The 18,108-nt window shown below is 71.6% G+C and carries 7 protein-coding genes; 3 read left to right on the forward strand and 4 right to left on the reverse strand.

The annotated features are described in order from the left end of the window. Window positions 1–3: 3 nt before the first annotated feature. Window positions 4–1,497 carry a glucose-6-phosphate dehydrogenase gene (zwf, locus tag AB0K10_RS30175; RefSeq protein WP_363689133.1) on the reverse strand — a complete coding sequence of 498 codons (1,494 nt, stop codon included), beginning with the start codon at window positions 1,495–1,497 and terminating at the stop codon, window positions 4–6. Between zwf and AB0K10_RS30180 the strand changes: the two genes are divergently transcribed. Then, window positions 1,496–3,523, forward strand: a complete 2,028-nt coding sequence (locus tag AB0K10_RS30180; protein WP_363689135.1) for an NAD-binding protein — start codon at window positions 1,496–1,498, stop codon at window positions 3,521–3,523. The genes zwf and AB0K10_RS30180 overlap by 2 nt on opposite strands. 165 nt (window positions 3,524–3,688) lie before the next feature. Continuing rightward, a complete protein-coding gene (locus tag AB0K10_RS30185) occupies window positions 3,689–4,960 on the forward strand; it encodes a CehA/McbA family metallohydrolase (protein ID WP_363689137.1) in 1,272 nt (423 codons plus the stop codon). A gap of 103 nt (window positions 4,961–5,063) precedes the next feature. Here the strand turns inward: AB0K10_RS30185 and AB0K10_RS30190 are convergent, their stop codons facing one another. The 3 genes from AB0K10_RS30190 to AB0K10_RS30200 form a co-directional block, all read right to left on the reverse strand. After that, the gene (locus tag AB0K10_RS30190) at window positions 5,064–6,404 is read right to left on the reverse strand and encodes a M1 family metallopeptidase (protein ID WP_363689139.1); all 1,341 of its coding nucleotides are present in this window, start codon (window positions 6,402–6,404) and stop codon (window positions 5,064–5,066) included. Then, window positions 6,401–10,258 carry a Pls/PosA family non-ribosomal peptide synthetase gene (locus AB0K10_RS30195; protein WP_363689180.1) on the reverse strand — a complete coding sequence of 1,286 codons (3,858 nt, stop codon included), beginning with the start codon at window positions 10,256–10,258 and terminating at the stop codon, window positions 6,401–6,403. Before AB0K10_RS30195 ends, AB0K10_RS30190 begins: the two co-directional genes overlap by 4 nt. A 253-nt stretch (window positions 10,259–10,511) precedes the next feature. Then, window positions 10,512–10,766, reverse strand: coding sequence for a three-helix bundle dimerization domain-containing protein (locus AB0K10_RS30200; protein WP_363689141.1), 255 nt, complete (start codon window positions 10,764–10,766; stop codon window positions 10,512–10,514). 386 nt (window positions 10,767–11,152) lie between these two features. Here AB0K10_RS30200 and AB0K10_RS30205 point away from each other — a divergent pair, with 386 nt between their 5' ends. Then, the gene (locus tag AB0K10_RS30205) at window positions 11,153–18,094 is read left to right on the forward strand and encodes an amino acid adenylation domain-containing protein (RefSeq protein WP_363689143.1); all 6,942 of its coding nucleotides are present in this window, start codon (window positions 11,153–11,155) and stop codon (window positions 18,092–18,094) included. The last annotated feature ends 14 nt before the right edge of the window (window positions 18,095–18,108 follow it).

The following is an 18,108-nucleotide window of genomic DNA, read 5'->3' on the forward strand; positions in this document are numbered from 1 at the left end:
GGGTCACGCGGAATTTCGCCACTTGCGGCCGTGCCGACCGATGAGCCGGTCGGCGTCGGTCGGGCCCCAGGAGGCGGCCTCGTAGGTGGGGATCGGCGATTTGTCCTTCTCCCAGTTGTCGATGATCGGGTCGACGATCCGCCAGCACTGCTGCACCTCGTCACTGCGGATGAAAAGCGACGCGTCGCCGATCAGCGCGTCCAGGAGCAGACGCTCGTACGCCTCGGGGGACTCCTCGACGAACGTCTGGTCGTAGGAGAACTCCATGGTGGCGGTGCGGACCCGGAAGGAGTGGCCCGGCACTTTGGCACCGAAGCGCAGCGAGATGCCCTCGTTCGGCTGGATCCGCAGGATCAGCGCGTCAGCATCGAGGCCGGTGAGCTGGTCGGTCGGGATCGGCAGGTGCGGCGGCCGCTGGAACTGCAGTGCCACCTCGGTGAGCCGGGCCGGCAGACGCTTGCCGGTGCGTACGTAGAACGGCACGCCGGCCCAGCGCCAGTTGTCCACGTTGAGCCGCATAGCGGCGTAGGTCTCGGTCCGCGACAGGGGGTCGACGCCGGCCTCCTCGCGGTAGCCGGCCATCAGCTCCTCGCGGGTGCCGCCCCGGGTGTACTGCCCCCGGACCGCGGCCTCGGCGATGTCTCGGTCGGTGGGGAGTCGGATCGCCTGCAGCAACTTCACCTTCTCGTTGCGCAGGCCCTCAGCCTCGAATGTGGCCGGTGGCTCCATCAGTGCCAGTGCGAGGACCTGGAGCACGTGGTTCTGCACGATGTCCCGCATCGCGCCAGCGTCCTCGTAGAAGCCGCCGCGGCTGCCGACGCCGAGGGTCTCGGCGACGGTGATCTGCACGTGGTCGACCCAGGAGCGATCCCAGATGGGCTGGAAGATCGAGTTCGCGAAGCGCAGCGCCAGCACGTTCTGAACGGTGTCCTTGCCCAGATAGTGATCGATCCGAAAGACCTGGTGCTCGTCGAACGCGTTGTGCACGACGCCGTCGAGCTCGCGGGCCGTCACCAGGTCGCGCCCGTACGGCTTCTCGATGACCAGGCGGGAGAAGGAACCTTCGCGCGGCCGGTTGAGCCCGACAGCGGCCAGCCCGTTGATCACCGGCTCGAAGGCCCCGGCCGGCGTGGACAGGTAGAAGAGGCGGTTGCCGGACGTGCCCCGCTGTGCGTCCAGCTCGTCGAGGGTCTCCACGAGCCGCTTGTAGGTTTCCGGGTCGTCGTAGCCGCCGGCTACGTACCGCACGCCGCCCTGGAGCTGGCGCTTGCTCGCGAGGGTGCGTTCGCCGAGGGCGCTCTCGGCGAACTGCTCGTCGGTCATCGACGTGCGGGCGACGCCGACCAGCGCGAACTGGTCCGGGAGCCGCTCGTGCCGAGCCAGGCTCTCGACTGCGGGCAGCAGCTTACGCCGGGTCAGGTCACCGGAGGCACCGAAGATCACCAGCGTGGCCGCCGGGGCACTCCGCTCCTGGATGAGCTGAGATGCGTGGTCCATGGTCTGCGTTCCTCCGGGCAAGGGGTGTGGGGTTGGGGGATGCCGTCCTGTCATGCCAGGGATTCTGCGGCTATGGCGGTGGTGGCCGGGGCCACGCGGCGTGGCCCGTTGGTCGCGGAGCTTGAGCGTCGCATGCCGGGCTGAGGTTAGGCGACGCGGTGGCAACTCGGTGCGGTCTGCCGGCGGTTGTGTCGACGCCACCCTGAGCCACGTCGATTACCATGCGACTGTGTCCGGAGACACTAGACGGAGCTCCGCCCGAGAGCCGGCACGACAGCGGTTTGTTGTCTGTGGGGATGGTGCGGTCGCTCGCCGTCTGGTCACTGAACTGGCAGACCGCTACGGTGTCGCGGTCACCGTGATCCTACCGTCGTCGAGTGACCACGACGTACCCGACTTCGCCGACCTCGCTTCGGATTCCAGCGTGGCGGAGTGGCAACCGGAGGTTATCCTCGCCCGTCGCCTGACCGGGGAAGTGCTCGATCAGGCTGGGGTCCGGGAGGCTGCGGCCGTGGCCTTCGTCGGTGTCGACGACGTGACCAACGTGGATGCCGCCATGATCACCAGGGAACTGGCTCCCGACGTTCGGCTCGTGGTCAGACTGTTCAACCCGGTGCTCGGCGAGGGCGTGGCCACGATGCTCGGGGACTGCGCCGTACTCTCCGGATCCGAGATTGCCGCACCGGCGTTCGTTGCCGCCACGCTCGGGGACGCCACGCCGACGTACCTGCGGCTGCCCGACGGTGAGCTTCTGCGGACCGCGATGCGCAGCGCCGTCGACCCGGCCGGGGCGGACGTGGTTTGCGGCCTGGCCGACACGACCGGCGCGGAGCCGGTCGTCCTTCCAGCGGACCAGGATTCGGCAGACCTGGTACTTGTCCGCGCATACGGGCGGCCTCGAATGGACCCGCCGCGTCGAAGGCCGCGCCTGCTTCGGGCCCTCGGCTTGGTGTTCAGCCGCAATCTGCGACTGGCGTTGGTCGGCACGGCCGTGATACTCGCGGCGGCCAGCGTCCTGCTGGCGTACATCCGCGGCGTGAACCTCGCCCAGGCCGCCTACCTGACGCTGCTGACGGCGATGGGAGCCGCCGAGGTCGACCCCGCCGCACCGCTCAGCGAGAAGGTGACCGCACTGGTACTGGTGACCACCGGGGTGGCGCTCCTTCCCACAGTCACGGCCCTGGTGGTGGACTCGCTGGTGCGCGCCCGGCTGACGGTCGCCGCCGGCGGCATGATCGAGCCGATCGACAACCACGTCGTACTGGTGGGACTCGGCAACATCGGCACCAGGGTCCTGGAAGAACTGCACTCCGTCGGCATCTCCGTGGTCGCCGTCGACCGCTCCGAGTCGGCCCGAGGCATCGGTGTCGCCCGTGAGCTGGGTCTGCCGGTGATCGTCGGCGACGCGACCCGCCCCGAGACACTGCGAGCCGCATCCGTACACACCTGCCGAGCGCTCGCCGTGTTGACCGACGACGATGTCACAAACCTGGAGACCGCCCTGTCCGGGCGGTCCTCGCACGAGGCGGGCCGAGCACGGTCGGCAGCAACCAGGCCCCCATTGCGGGTGGTGTTACGGCTGTTCGACGACGGCTTCGCGCAGCGCACACAGCGCATCCTGAGAATTGACGAATCACGTAGCGTCTCATCCTTGGCAGCGCCCGCGTTCGCAGCCGCCATGATGGGCCAGCAGGTCATCGACACCATCTCGGTCGGCCGCCGGGTACTGCTGGTGGCTGAGTTGCCCGTCGGCGCCGGGTCCGAACTCGAGGGACGGTACTGCCACGACGTCAACCAGCCGGGCGCAGCGTTGGTGATCGCGGTGCGGACCGGTCGGACGGGACAGACCATCTGGTCGTTGCCGGAACGTCGGACACTGGTCCGCACCGACCGGCTGATCGTGCTGGCCACACGCGCCGGTCTGGCCGCGCTGCTGCCCCGCACCGCGCCCAGCCCCGACGCTGAACCACTCGCCGATGTCGCGCCGTTGCGGCTGATCGCGCCGGCACCGCGCGATGGTGAGTGAACCCTGCCCGTCGCCCCGACCGGCCGGCACCAGTTTCGCCGCCACCGAACGGGGACCGGATTCCTGTCCGGGCCAGACCGATGCGGTATGACGCGTACCGCAGTGTTTGCCTGACCGACGAATAGTCGTGACGTCTCGGCCAGATCCACCAACATGGATATGGCTATGACTGGACATCACCCGCACCACTGCCATCACGACCAGGGACCCGACGACGGCCTGCCGTACGGCCAGGTTGAGGTCCCCGCAGGCTTCGGCCGACGGGCGCTTCTGGCCGGTGCCGGCGGGACGCTGATGCTGGCCGCGCTGCCAAGCGCGGCCCGGGCGGCCAACACGACGATGGCCGGCGCCCCGACCGCGACGGTCGGCGCCGGCCGGTCATCACGGATCACCCAGGGCACGACGTTGGTCCATGCGGACATGCACAACCACACGGTCATGTCGGACGGCGACGGCAGCGCCGAGGCAGCGTTCGCCTCGATGCGTGAGGCCGGTCTGGACGTCGCCGCGCTCACCGATCACGCGACGCTCTTCGCGATCGACGGGCTCAGCTCGTCCGAGTGGCGGACCACCGGTGACCTGGCCAACGCGGCCAACGACCCGGGTCAGTTCACCGCGATCCGCGGGTTCGAGTGGTCGCACCCGTTGCAGGGGCACATAAACGTCTGGAACACGTCCGACTTCGCCGACCTGTTGCGGGCCGGCAGCCCCGGCAGCCTGTACAACTGGCTCACCGGTCGGCCCGGCGGCCTGGCGAGCTTCAATCACCCCGGTCGGGAGGCGGGCCGGTTCAACAACTTCTCCTTCAACGCTGCCGCCCGCGATCAGCTCGTGGGGCTGGAGATGTTCAACCGGACCGACGACTTCCTCTTCGAGGGCTGGTCGTCCGGCGTGACGTCACCGCTGGTGGCCTGCCTGAACGCCGGTTGGCGGCCGGCGCTGACCGGCGTCACCGACGAGCACGGCACCACCTGGGGCTTCCACGAGGGAAAGGGACGCAGCGGTCTGTGGGTCGCCGAGAACACCCGCGCCGCGGTGTTCGAGGCGATGGCCGCCCGCCGTTCCTTCGCCACACGCGTCTCGGGGCTGCGGGTCGACGCCACTGCCAATGGCGTACGCATGGGTGGGGTGCTGAACGTGACCTCCGGCGACGTCCGGTTCCTGCTGGACCTGGACCGCGGCTCGACCTGGGACGGCAAGCCCCTGCGCATCCAGGTCCTCCGCCCGGGCACCTCGGCACCGACAGTCGTCGACGTCATCGACACCGTCAACGGTCAGGTCAGCGACTTCACCGTGCCGCTCGACATCGACGACGGCGACTGGGTGGTGCTCCGGATCTCCGACCCGTCCCTGCCCAACGGCACCCCCGGCCCAGCCGGTCACCCGTGTAACGACTTCGCCGTGGCCTACACCAGCCCCTGGTGGCTCCGGCCCTGACCTTCGAGGTGCCGGTCCCGGCACTGCCGGCCAGCCGCAGACGGCTGAGTCGGTCTTCCGGGACCGGCATTCGCGATCGGGAGGCGATTCGCGTTCGGCTGGGTCAACGAGGCAGCGGGGGCAGCGTCGGGCTGTCGAGCCAGGCACCGAACAGATCGTCCAGGGGCTCGCGGGCGAAGCGCTGGGCGTGCAGCCGGAACTGCTCGGTCGTCACCGTCGCGTGCGGGTGCTCGGCGACCCAGGCTCGCAGCAGCGCGAAGAACGACTCGTCGCCGACCCCCTTGCGCAGGGCGTGCACCGCGAGCGCGCCCCGCTTGTAGACGAGCGGGTCGAACATCCGGTCGACACCGGGATCCGCGACGACGACGTCGCGCGGGCGAGCCGCGACCCACGCGTACCACCGCGCGGCCAGGGCGTCCGTCGGCAGGTCGCCGCAGACGCCGGACCACAACCACTCGGCGTACGTGGCGAAGCCCTCGTTGAGCCAGATGTGGCGCCAGTCGGCCACCGTGAGGCTGTTGCCGAACCACTGGTGGGCCAGCTCGTGCACGACAAGCCGCTCGTGCGTGCGCCGACCGTCGACGTGGTTCCGCCCGAAGACGGCCATGCCCTGCGCTTCGACCGGATCGTCGAGGTCGTCGTCGGCGACCACGACGACGTACTCCCGGAACGGGTACGGCCCGAAGAGCCGCTGCAACGCCGACATGATCTGACCATGCCGGCCGAAGTCGTGAGCGGCGTTGCGACGCAGCGCGGGCGGGACCGCCGCGCGCTGGACCACGTCACCGACAGCCAGGTCGACCAGGTCGTAGCGTCCGATCTGGACGCTCATCAGGTACGGCGAGGTGGGCTCGCGTCGTTCGTACACCCAGGTCGTGCCGCCCGCACCCCGCCGCTGGAGCACCGGATCACCGGTCACCAGCACGGTGTACGGGGAAGGGGTCGTGACCGCCACCCGGAAGGTGGCCTTGGCGCCGGGCTGGTCGTCGCACGGGAACCACGACGGTGACCCGTTGGGCTGGCTGGCCACGAGCACCCCGTCGGTGAGTTCCTCCCATCCGAGCTCGCCCCACCGGCCGGAGATGGGCACCGGCTTTCCCGCGTACCGGATCTCCACCCGGAAGGTGTCCCCGGCGTCGATCGGCCGCTCGGGCTTGATCTGCAGCTTGTTCGGCCGGTGCAGGTACTTCGCCGGGCGCCCGTCCACGCGGACGTCCTGAACGCGGAGCCGACCGAGATCGAGAGTGAACCGGGACAACGACTGGACGGCCACCGCGGTGATGTCCGCCCGGCCGCCGAGACGGTTCGTCGCGACCCGGTAGTCGAGGTCGAGGTCGTAGTGCCGCACCCGGTAGCCGCCGTTGCCGTGCTCGGGCAGGTACGAGTCGCCGGAGCGATCAGCGCCGGGTGTGGCACCGCGCGATGTCGACGCCTTCGGATTCATGCCGGCCGCGAAGCCGGCGCGGGCCAGGTGGTGATCGGGTTACCCCACCACCGGCTGTCGCAGGGCACGGCGTCGCCGCGGGTCACCAGCGAACCGGGCCCGACGGTGGTCCGCGCGCCGATACTCGCGCCCGGCAGAACGATGCCGTGCGGGCCCAGTGTGGCCCCCGCGCCCAGTGTCACCTCGTCCATGCTCATCACACGATCATGGAACAGGTGGGTCTGCACCACAGAACCGCGGTTCACCGTCGCGCCGTCGCCGAGGCGCACCAGGTCGTACTCGGGCAGCCAGTAGGTCTCCAGCCAGACGCCCCGACCGATCTTCGCACCGAGCGTGCGCAGCCACGCCGTCAGCAGGGGCGTGCCGGTCGCGAAACGGACCAGCCACGGCGCGGCGAGGACCTCGACGAACGTGTCCGCGAGCTCGTTGCGCCACACGAAGGAGGTCCACAACGCGCGCTCGGTGACCCGGAAGCGCCCGACCAGCAGCCACTTCGCGGCCGTCGCGACGGCGGCGGCGATGATCGCCGCGCCGAGCAGCACCGGCCCGGCGGCGAGCGCGGCCGCCCACCACCCGCCGGTCCGCCAGACGAGCGCGAGGACGGCCAGGACGCCGATCGCCAGGGCGCCGGCGCACATCACCGGAACGATCCGGCACAGCTCGATCGCCGCCCGGGCCAGCTTCAGCCGCAGAGGCGGGTCGAAGGTGCGGCTGGTGTCGGCCGCTTCCACGGTCCGGCGCAGCGGCATCGGCGGCGCGCCGAGCCAGGACGAGCCCTTCTTCGCCTTGAACGGCGCCGACGACAACACCCCGACCAGGCCCCGCTTCGGCACCGAACGTCCGGGCGCCGCCATTCCCGAGTTGCCCAGGAACGCCTGCTTACCGATGCGGGCCGGAGCGACGCGCAGCCACCCGTGGCTCAGCTCGTAGGTCGCGACCATGGTGTCGTCGGCCAGGAAGGCCCCGTCGGCGACCGTGGTCATCGCCGGCACCGCGAGCACTGTGGAAGCCTCCACCCCGCGCCCCACCTTGGCGCCCAGCAGCCGCAACCACACCGGCGTGAAGAGGCTGGCGTAGAGCGGGAACAGCCCCACCCGCGCCATCCCCATCAGCCGCTCGGTCGTCCACACCTGCCACGCCACCCGCCCCTGCACCGGGTGGTACCCGGCGCGCAGGCCGATGCTGAGCGCCCGGACGGCCCCGAGCACCAGCAGCGCGTAACCCACGACATAGGCGACGGTCGCCACCGCGACGGCGGCCAGCACAGCGCCGACCATGGGTCGGATGGCGAGCGTCCAGCCGAGCAGGGCGAGCGCCGGCAGGGCGGCCACGACCGGAACCAGTCCCAGTAGTTGGGAGGTCAGCGCGTACGCGAGCGGCCAGAGGCGTGCCCCTGTTCGCGATCGGGGGGGACGTTGCCCGGGCCACCCGTCGGAATCCTTGGCAACTGCGGCTGCGGCCGGTGAGCCGGCCCAGTACTGGGTGGCCGGCACGGCGCCGGCCACCGTCGAGCCCGCGGCGACGCGCGCGCCCTTGCCGATCCGAGCGCCGGGCATCAGGGTGCTGCGGGACCCGACCCGGGCGTCGGCACCGACGCGAACCCTGCCGATGCGGACGACATCGCCGTCGACCCAGTGGCCGGACAGATCGACCTCCGGCTCGATCGCCGCGCCGCGCCCGAGCTTCAGCAGGCCGGTCACCGGCGGCGCGCAGTGCAGGTCGACGTCGGCCCCGATCTGCGCGCCGAGAAGCCGGGCGTACGTGATCATCCAGGACGCCCCGGCGACGCTTGTGGCACCGGTCAGCTCGGCGAGGCGTTCGGCGGCCCACAACCGCAGGTGCACGCCGCCACCGCGTGGGTAGCTGCCGGGGCGTACCCCGCGCAGCAGCAGTCGCGCTCCTGCGGCGGCCACTGTGATCCGGCCGAGCGGGCTGAACATCAGGAGCCAGCCCAGTGCCACCCACCACCACGACACGACAGGCGCCCAGGGTGCCGGCGCGAGCAGGGCGAAGACGTTGCCGAGGACGGCCAGGACGGTCAGCCAGCGCAGTCCGACCAGCGCCAGCATCGGCACCATCGTCGCCGCCTGGATCAGCCCGGCACGCCTCGGCGTCGGCCGGACCTCCCGGCGCGTCGCCGCCGTGGTGTCGAGCGCGTCGAGCACGGCCGCGAGCCGCGACAGTTTCGGGTGGAGGTAAATGTCGGCCACCGACACCCGCGGGTGCCGGCGCCGGATCCACGCCACCAGTTGCGCCGCGTTCAGGCTCCCGCCGCCGTGATTGAAGAAGTCCGCGTCGGCCTCGGTGGGACGTACGCCAAGGATCTCCGCCCAACCACCGGCGAGCCATTCCTCCGTCGCGGTCAGCTCGCCCGCGGTGTCCTGCCCGGTGGCCAGCGGCCACGGCAGCGCGGCCCGATCCACCTTGCCGGATGTCCGGGTCGGCAGCGCATCCACCACGGCCAGCAGCGGCACGAGCGCTGCCGGCAACTGCTCACGGATCCGCAGCGCCGCCGCCGCGGCATCGAATGTGACGCCTTCGTGCGGGACCACGTACCCCACCAGCAGTTGGTTGCCCGCGGCGGTGCGCTGCACCGCCGCGGCGGCGCCGGCGACGTCGGGCAGCGCCTGCAGCGCGGCGTCGATCTCACCCAGCTCGATTCGGCGTCCGCCGAGCTTCACCTGTTCGTCACCGCGACCGACGAACAGGAGCCCTTCGGGCTCCGCCCGGACGATGTCACCGCTGCGGTACGCCCGCTGCCAGCCGAGCGCGGGCAGCGCCGCGAACTTCTCGGCGTCCTTGCCCGCGTCCAGGTAGCGGGCGAGCCCCACCCCGCCGATGACCAGTTCGCCGGTTTCACCCATTGCCACCGGAGCGCCGGACCCGTCGACCACGGCGAGTTCCCAGCCGGCCAGCGGCAACCCGATGCGGACCGGTCCCTCACCGGTCATCCGCGCGGCGCAGGCCACCACTGTCGCCTCGGTCGGTCCGTACGTGTTCCAGACCTCGCGACCCTCGACGGCCAGGCGCTGCGCCAGCTCCGGTGGGCAGGCCTCTCCACCGAAGATCAGCAGCCGGACCTCCTCCAACGCCTCGACCGGCCACAGCGCGGCGAGCGTCGGGACCGTAGACACCACCGAGATGCGCTGCTCGGCCAACCACGGACCGAGGTCGACGCCACTGCGGACCAGCGACCGCGCGGCCGGCACCAGACACGCGCCGTGCCGCCACGCCAACCACATCTCCTCGCAGGACGCGTCGAACGCCACCGACAACCCGGCCAGTACCCGATCCTGCGGGCCGATCGCCTCGCTCGCCTCGTCGACGAGGAACAACCGCGCCTCGGCGTCGACGAAAGCCGCCGCCGCGCCGTGGCTGACCGCCACCCCCTTCGGGGTGCCCGTGGAGCCGGAGGTGAAGATGATCCAGGCGTCGTCGGCCGGGCCGGGCCGACCGACCCGACCCACGGGGGTACGACGCAGCGACACCGCCAGGCCGTCACCGAGCACTGCGACGACCCCCGCCTCGGCGAAGACGAGTTCCGCGCGTTCCTCGGGATCGTCCGCGTCGACCGGCACGTAGGCGGCGCCCGCCGCGAGAACGCCGAGGATCGCCAGGTACAGCTCGGCCGTACCGGATGAGATGCGGATGCCCACGCGGTCGCCGACACCGATGCCGTGCCCGGCCAGCGACCTGCGGACGGCCTCGACCTCGTCGGCCAGATCGCGGTACGTCACGGTGGTGGCACCGCTGTCGAGCGCGCAGGCATCCGCGTGCGCGCGCACCGAGTCGTCGAGAATGTCGACAAGCGTGCGGCGGGCGGGGGCCGAGGCGGATCGGAACACCGCCGGGATCGTCGGTGCGACGGTTGTCGGCGTTAGCGCGACCACCTGGGGTTCACTCGTCACGGGCACCCGGCGTTCACCATTTTCGTCTCGCGGATCGGCGTCGACCAGGCATGCCGTATGCGGATCGGCCCTGGGCAGCCCTCAACGCTACGTCGCATCCGGCTGCGGGCGGCGGCTTCGTGTCCACCACCACAGGGACCCGTTGCGACAACGTCGATCGGCGCGACAGGCCAGCGGCCGATCACTCTCGTGTCTCTGCTCAGGCCGTGTTGTCGCTACGGATGTGAACGGTCCCACCGCCGCCGCGCAGTTCCTCCGTCACCTGCTTCTCGGTGAGGGCGACCAGGTGCGAGTCGATGCTCGCCCCGTCCTTGAGGCGCTTGTGCGTTTCGTGCACGAGGGCGGAGATCTCGCTTTCGTCAGCATCCGGGAATCGTTGTTTCAGCGTCTCGACCTGGCGTTGCAAGGCGATCTCAGGGTCCACGATACCGCCACTGGCTGCGGGTTCGGTCATCACACACCTCGCACGTCGTCGTGAGTGTCTGCACAGGTGGTGCCCCGGACATCCACTCGACATTCATTCGTTTGCCCAAAGTTCACCTGCCGGAGCAGCCCCTCCCGCGCTCAAGTCGGTCAGCCGCGACTCCTCCTCTGGTGCGCGACCACTACCCACCCCTGCGGCGTCGAGTTCACGGGCAGTTCATCGCAACCGTTGTGCAGCAGCGGTGTTCGGGCAGGCGGCGGCAACATTGGCCGGTGGGCCGTGGCGTTCACCAGGTGAACGCTCCACCGATCAAGGTCCTTCCGAGCGTCGGTCGGCGTTCATCCGCGAACCTCAGTCGATCCCTAGGGTCTTGCGCCGGCACGCCTTTCGCTGTCTGCGACACCCGGGAGCCCTTCATGAGTCAGGCCATCGACATCCGCACATCGCCCGTGGGGGAGGGTCCACTGTGGCAGCAGGTCGTCGCGCAGGCCCGGCGCCGGCCCGCGGCCGCAGCGGTGGTCGACGGCGCGGGTGACCTGACCTACGCGGAGCTGGTTGCCCGCGTCGAGGAGCGGGCGGCGGCGTTGACGGTCGCCGGGGTGTCCGGCGGCGACCTGGTGGCGCTGCGCCTTCCGCGTAGCCGGGACGCGGTCGTGGCGATGCTTGCGGTCCTGCGGGTGGGCGCGGGCTATGTGCCCATCGACCCGGCCTATCCGGCGGCCCGTCAGGAGCTCATCCTCGCCGACGCGAGACCCCGCGCGATCATCACCCCGGATGGCGTCGCCGCGACGAACACCCTGGTCGGCGACGAAGCGTACGCAGCGGCTGGCGCGGGAGCGGCGTACGCCGTGTACACGTCCGGATCGACCGGGCGGCCCAAGGGCGTGGTCGTGCCGATGTCCGCGCTCGCCGCGTTCTGCGCCGCCGCCCGGCAGCGCTACGAGCTCACCGCCGCCGACCGCGTCCTGCAGTTCGCGTCGCTGAGCTTCGACGCCAGCGTCGAGGAGATCTTCCCGGCACTGACCTGCGGGGCGGCCGTGGTGCTGCGTGACGATGACATGATCAGTCGCCCCGACCTGTTCCTGGACGGCTGCGCGAGGCTGGGCGTCACCGTGCTGGACCTGCCGACCGCGTACTGGCACGAGCTGGTCGCCGCCCTGGACCGTGCCGAGGCGACACTGCCCGCCACGGTCCGGCTGGCGATCATCGGGGGCGAGGCCGCGCGGCCCGACGCGGTGCGCCGGTGGCAGCGCGCCGCCAGTCCCGGGGTACGGCTGCTCAACACCTACGGGCCGACCGAGACCACTGTCGTCGCCACCGTCGCCGACCTGACCGGATGGGTCGGCGACGCCGTGCCGATCGGGCACCCACTGCCCGGCGTCACCTGCCGCGTACTGGGCGCGGACGGCGCCGAGGCCCCCGACGGCGAAGCCGGCGAGCTGGCGATCGGCGGAGTTCAGGTTGCCACCGGGTACCTGCGCCGGCCGGAGTTGACCACCGAGCGGTTCCGGCCGGGGCCCACCGGCCGCGAGTACCGCACCGGGGACCGGGTGCGCCGTGCCGCGGACGGGTCGCTGGAGTTCCTGGGGCGCCTCGACGAGCAGATGAAGATCCGTGGTTTCCGGGTGGAGCCAGGGGAGGTCGAGGCGGCGCTGCGGGCCGCGCCGGGCATCGAGGACGCCGTGGTGGTGCTCGGTGAGCGGGGCGACCAGGCGCGGCTGACCGGGCACGTGGTGGCCGATCGCGGGATCGACCTGACCGCGGTTCGCGCCGCCCTGGCCGAGGAGCTTCCCGCGTACCTGGTCCCGGCAGCTCTGGTGCGTCACGACCGCCTGCCGCTGACCGTGCAGGGCAAGGTCGATCGGCGGGCCTTGGCCGCGGTCGTCCCGGACGGCCCGGTCGTGGACACCGGTCTCACCCCGGCGCAGCGCGCGGTGGCCCGGATCTGGACTGCGGTGCTCGGTATCGCGCAGGTACGCCCGGACGACGACTTTCTCGCGCTCGGCGGCGACTCACTCGACGCCGTACGGATGATCAGCGCCCTGCGGCACGAGCACGGCGTGGCGCTGACGCTGAGCCGGCTGTACGCGGCGCCCACGCTGGCGGAGGTGGCCAACCTTGTCACGAGCGCCGACGCCGGCGGAATGGCCGAGACGGTCGCCGTGGCCGAGGGCGTTCCGGTGACGCTGAGCTCACTGCAGCGGGACTTCTGGGTCGCCGAGCAGGTCTGCGCCGACCTGCCCGCGCACACCCTGGGCATCCGTTACCGCTTCGCCGAGCCGGTCGAGCCCGCCGCGCTGGCTCGAGCCCTCACTGCGCTGGCTCGTCGACACCCACTGCTGCGCGCCCGGTTTCCCGACGACGGTGCCGAGCCGCGGATGGTGATCGGCTCCGACGCCAGGCTCGAGCTGGTGCGGGGGGAGCCGGTCGCGGCGAAGTTCGACCTCGCCGCCGGGCCGCTCGCGCGGGCGTACCTGGCCGCCGACGCCACGCAGCTGGTTCTGGTCGTGCACCATCTGGTGTTCGACGGCTGGTCCGCCACTGTCGTCGGGGAGGAGTTGGCCGCGCTGTACCGCGCTGCCCGTAGCGGTGCGGAGCCCGACCTGGCCCCTGCCGTCGCGCTGCCCGATCTGGCGGCGCGGAACACTGCCGCCCGCTCCGACGCGGAGCTGCGGGAGTACTGGCGGCAGCGGTTCGTCGACGCGGACCTCGACCTGGAACTGCCCGCCGACCGGCCGCGCCCGGTGGCCCGGTCCTTCGCTGCCGCGCGGCTGACCCGTCACGTCGACCCAGCGCTCCTGGAGCGGCTGCGCGTGTACGGCCGAGGCGAGCGCGCCAGTCTGTTCATGGTGGTGCTGGCCGGGCTGCAGACGGTCCTCGCCCGCTATACCGGCCGAACCGACGTGACCGTGCTGACTCCGGTCGCCGGGCGCACCGGGCCGGGCGAGGCCGCCCTGGTCGGGCCGCTGCTCAACATCCTGCCCATGCGCGGCGACGTGGCCGGCGCGCCGACGTTCGCCCAGTTGGTCGCACGGGTCCGCGACGCTGTCCTGGCCGACCTCGACCACCAGACGCTCGCGCTGCCCGACCTGGTCGACGCGTTGGCGCGGCCCGGCAGCGGCAACCGGAACCGGGTCAGCCCGGTGATGCTCACCGTGCACAACACCCCGGCGCCGCGCGACACGGCCGTCCGGTACGCCGGAGAAGTCGCGCCCGCCGCCACCATGGTGGACCTCGCCGTCGGCCTGGACTTCCCGGCCGACGGACCGCTGCTGACCATCGACTACGCCACCGAACTGTTCGACGAGCCACGGGTGGCGGCGCTGGCCGACCATCTGCTCACCCTGCTGGCCGCCGCCGCGAGCGACCCCGGCACCGAGGTCCTACGGCTGCCGCTGCTGACCGCCGAGGAGCGGCACCGGATCCTGCACGACTGGAACGACGTCACGGCGCCCGTCCCGGACGCGACGACGGTCCACGAGCTGTTCGAGCGGCACGCCGCAGCCACCCCCGACGCGCCGGCGCTGACGTTCCGCGGCGACACAATGAGCTACGGCGACGTCAACATGCGGGCTAACCGCATCGCCCGGCGGTTGCGGGCCGAGGGCGTCCAACCCGGCGACCGGGTGGCGATCTGCCTGGACCGGGGCCTCGACCTGTTCGTCGCGATGTGGGGGGTACTCAAGGCGGGAGCGGCCTACGTGCCGCTCGACCCCGCCTACCCGCGCGAACGGCTCGACTACATGCTCGCCGACAGCGGCGCCGCCGTGCTCGTCGACGCCGCGTACCTGCGGGGCCCGCTACCGGAGGACGGCAGCGACCTGCCGCCGGCCGCCGCGGCGGACGACCCGGCGTACGTCATCTACACCTCCGGCTCCACCGGCAAGGCCAAGGGCGTCGTCGTGACACACCGCAACCTGGTGCACGCCGCCGACATGTGGCAACGCGCCTACGACCTGCGCCCGGAATGGACGTACCAGCAGGCGGCGAGCTTCTCCTTCGACATGTTCGTCGGGGAGACGCTGCGGGCCCACACCACCGGCGGACGGCTGGTCGTCGTGCCCCGCGAGACGCTGCTCGACCCGGCCGACCTGTACGAGCTGATGCGCGCCGAACGGGTCGAGTGCACCGAACTGGTCCCGGCCGTGCTGCGCGGGCTGCTCGCACACGCCGAGCGCACCGGCGCTGGCCTTTCCTGGCTGCGGATGCTCATCGGCGGCGGCGAGAAGTGGCACGTGCACGAGTACGAGCTGGCCCGCCGCCTGGTCGGGCCGCACGGCCGGGTGGTCAACGCGTACGGCGTGACCGAGGTGACAGTCGACAACGTCTGGTTCGACGCCTCCGCGGCGCACCTGCCCGCCGAGGCGCCGCTGCCGATCGGGCGCCCGTTTCCCCGCAACCGCGTGTACGTGCTGGACGCCCACGGCGAGCCGGTACCCGCAGGTGTCGTCGGGGAGCTGTATCTGGGCGGCGCCGGTGTCGCCCCCGGATACCACGGGCGGCCCGAGCTGACCGCCGAACGCTTCGTCGACGACCCGCACGCCCCCGAATCCGGGGCCCGCATGTACCGCACCGGCGACGCCGCCCGCTTCCACGCCGACGGCACAGTCGACTTCCTCGGCCGCCTCGACGACCAGGTCAAGGTCAACGGTTACCGGATCGAGCTGGGTGAGGTGGAGGCCGCGCTGGGCGCCCTGCCGGGCGTCACGTCGTGCGCTGTCGCCGTGCACACTCCAACCTCGGGTATCGCCCGGCTGATCGGGTACGTGGTCACGACGACCGGTGCGGAGGCCGACGAGGCCGCGCTCCGCGACGCGCTGGGCCGCGCCCTGCCCGTGCACATGGTCCCCGCCCGCGTGCTGAGCCTCAGCGCGCTGCCGTTGACACCCAACGGCAAACTCGACAGGCGCCGTCTGCCCGCGCCGCCGCAGGCCGGTGCCACAGTGGCCGGCCCCGCGCCGGAGACACCACGGGAGAAGGCGATCGCCGAGGCGTGGTCCGCCGTGCTCGGTGTCGCCGACGTCGGTCTGGACGACAGCTTCTTCGCCCTCGGCGGGGACTCGTTCGCGGCGCTGAGGGTGGTCCGGCAGATCACGCCGGCGCCCACGCTGCTCGACCTCTACCAGCAACCGACCGTACGCCGGCTCGCGGCACTGCTGGACAGCCGTGTGGAGAACCCACCCGCCGAGCGGCGGATGCTGCACCGGCTCACCCCGCGCGACGCAAACCTCGCCGCCGGTGGCTTGACAGTCGTCGGCGTCCCGTACTCGGGTGGCAGCGCGGTCGCCTACCAGCCGCTTGCCGACGCGCTGCCCGCCACCTGGGCGCTGCTGGCCGTCGAGTTGCCCGGACACGACTACGCCCGACCCGACGAGCCGCTGCTGCCCTCGGCCGAGGTGGCCGAGCGGGTGCTCGCCGAGCTGCGGGAGGTCAGCGGACCGGTGCTGCTCTACGGCCACTGCCTCGGCGTCGCCGTCACCATGCGGATCGCACAGCGCGCCGAGGAGGCGGGCGTCGAACTCGCGGGTGTGGCGCTCGGTGCGGGCTTCCCGACGGCCCGGCTGCCGGGACGGATCTTCGACTGGTTCTACCGGTTCGTCCCGACCGACGCGCTCACCTCGGACCGCGAGTACCTGGCCTACCTGCGGGGCCGCGGCGGCTTCACCGACGTGGACGACCCGCAGCAGCAGGCGTTCGTGCTGCGCAACGTCCGGCATGACGCCCGCGACGCCGAGGAGTTCTTCACCACCGCCTACGGGGGGCAGACCACCAGACTGAAGGCTCCCGTGCTGGCCGTCGTGGGCTCCCGTGACCGGGTGACCGAGCACTACCAGGAGCGCTTCCGCGAGTGGGAGCACTTCGGCGAGGGCGGTGTGCACCTCGCGGTCCTGCCCAAGGCCGGGCACTTCTTCGTCAAGTCGCACGCGCAGCCGCTTGCCGCCGAGCTCGTGGCGTTCGCGGGCGGCGCGACGACCGAACCGGTGCATCAGAACCACCAGGCGGGGCCGGCGCCAAGTCTCGCGCGCTTCGCGACTGTCGCTGCCGGCCAGTTCCTCTCGATGATCGGCAGTGGGCTCAGCGCTCTCGTACTCAGCATCTGGGTCTTCCAACGCACCGGATCCCTCACCGACTTCGCCGTCGTCAACGCGATCGGCCTGCTGCCCGGCATTCTCGTCGGGCCGATCGCGGGCGCCGTCGCCGACCGCTGGGACCGGCGGCGGGTGATGCTGGCCAGCGACACCGTCGCGGGCCTGTCCATGGCGACGCTTGCGGTGACGGTGTTCGCCGGTGGCGGCCTACAGCTCTGGCAGATCTACCTGGCGGTGTCGGTCACCTCGATGGCTGGCGCGTTCCAGCGGCCCGCCTACCTCGCGGCCGTCGCCCAACTGGTGCCCAAGCGGTTCCTCGGACACGCCAACGGCATCAGCCAGCTCGGCGTCTCGGTCGGCACGGTGTTCGCCCCGCTGCTCGGCGCCGGCCTGATCGCCTCAATCGGCGTTTCCGGCGTGCTGCTCATCGACACCGCCACCTTCGTCGCCGGGGTGCTGTCCCTCCTGCTCGTGCGGTTCCCGAACCTGATGTTCCACCGGCGGGAGGAGACGTTCCGCACCGAGATCGCCAACGGCTGGCGCTACATCATCCGCCGCCCCGGCCTGCGGGCCGCGTTGCGGTTCTTCATCGTCGACCATGCCTTCTACACGCTCGGTTTCGCCGTCATCACCCCGATGCTGCTCATCGAGCAGAGCCCGGCGGTGCTCGGTCTGGCCCTGGGCGCCGGGGGCGTCGGAGGGCTCGCCGGCAGTGTCGTCATGGGCGTCTGGGGCGGGACCGCCCGCCGCGCCCACGGCCTCATCCTCTTCATGGGGCTGGCGAGCATCGCGATGACAGTCGTCGGGCTCGGCACCGGCCCGGTGTGGGTGATCGTGGGCATGTTCCTGCTGACCTTCGGCGAGTCGCTCGCCGAGGGGCACTGGATCGCCGCCGTGCAGACGAAGGTCGGCTTCGAGTTGCAGGGCCGCGTCCTGTCGATCTTCATCTCGCTGATGATGCTCACGATGCCGATCGGCTACCTGGTGGTCGGTCCTCTCGCCGAACGGTACGTCCAGCCGTTGCTTGAGCCCGGCGGCGCCCTCGCCGGCAGCGTCGGTGAGGTGCTCGGCACCGGACCCGGCCGCGGGCTCGCCCTGCTGGTGACCGTCAGCGGCCTGCTGCAACTCGCGTGGGCCGTTCGGGGCTGGCTCGACCGCCGCCTACGCCTGCTCGAGGACGACCTGCCCGACGCCCTCCCACCGGCCGAGATCGGCTCCCGCGACGACCTGCAGCGCGCGGCCGACGCCGCCCTGCCCACCCCCCGCTGACATCCACCCTCGCG

Origin of the sequence: Micromonospora sp. NPDC049274 (assembly GCF_040678875.1) — a bacterium.
Lineage (GTDB): Bacteria > Actinomycetota > Actinomycetes > Mycobacteriales > Micromonosporaceae > Micromonospora.

Excerpts from the sequence above, each read along its gene's own strand:
- AB0K10_RS30190 (WP_363689139.1), bottom strand. The coding sequence starts at position 6,404 with ATGAATCCGAAGGCGTCGACATCGCGCGGTGCCACACCCGGCGCTGAT.
- zwf (WP_363689133.1), bottom strand. The coding sequence starts at position 1,497 with ATGGACCACGCATCTCAGCTCATCCAGGAGCGGAGTGCCCCGGCGGCC.
- AB0K10_RS30205 (WP_363689143.1), top strand. The coding sequence starts at position 11,153 with ATGAGTCAGGCCATCGACATCCGCACATCGCCCGTGGGGGAGGGTCCA.
- AB0K10_RS30180 (WP_363689135.1), top strand. The coding sequence starts at position 1,496 with ATGGTCTGCGTTCCTCCGGGCAAGGGGTGTGGGGTTGGGGGATGCCGT.
- AB0K10_RS30200 (WP_363689141.1), bottom strand. The coding sequence starts at position 10,766 with ATGACCGAACCCGCAGCCAGTGGCGGTATCGTGGACCCTGAGATCGCC.
- AB0K10_RS30185 (WP_363689137.1), top strand. The coding sequence starts at position 3,689 with ATGACTGGACATCACCCGCACCACTGCCATCACGACCAGGGACCCGAC.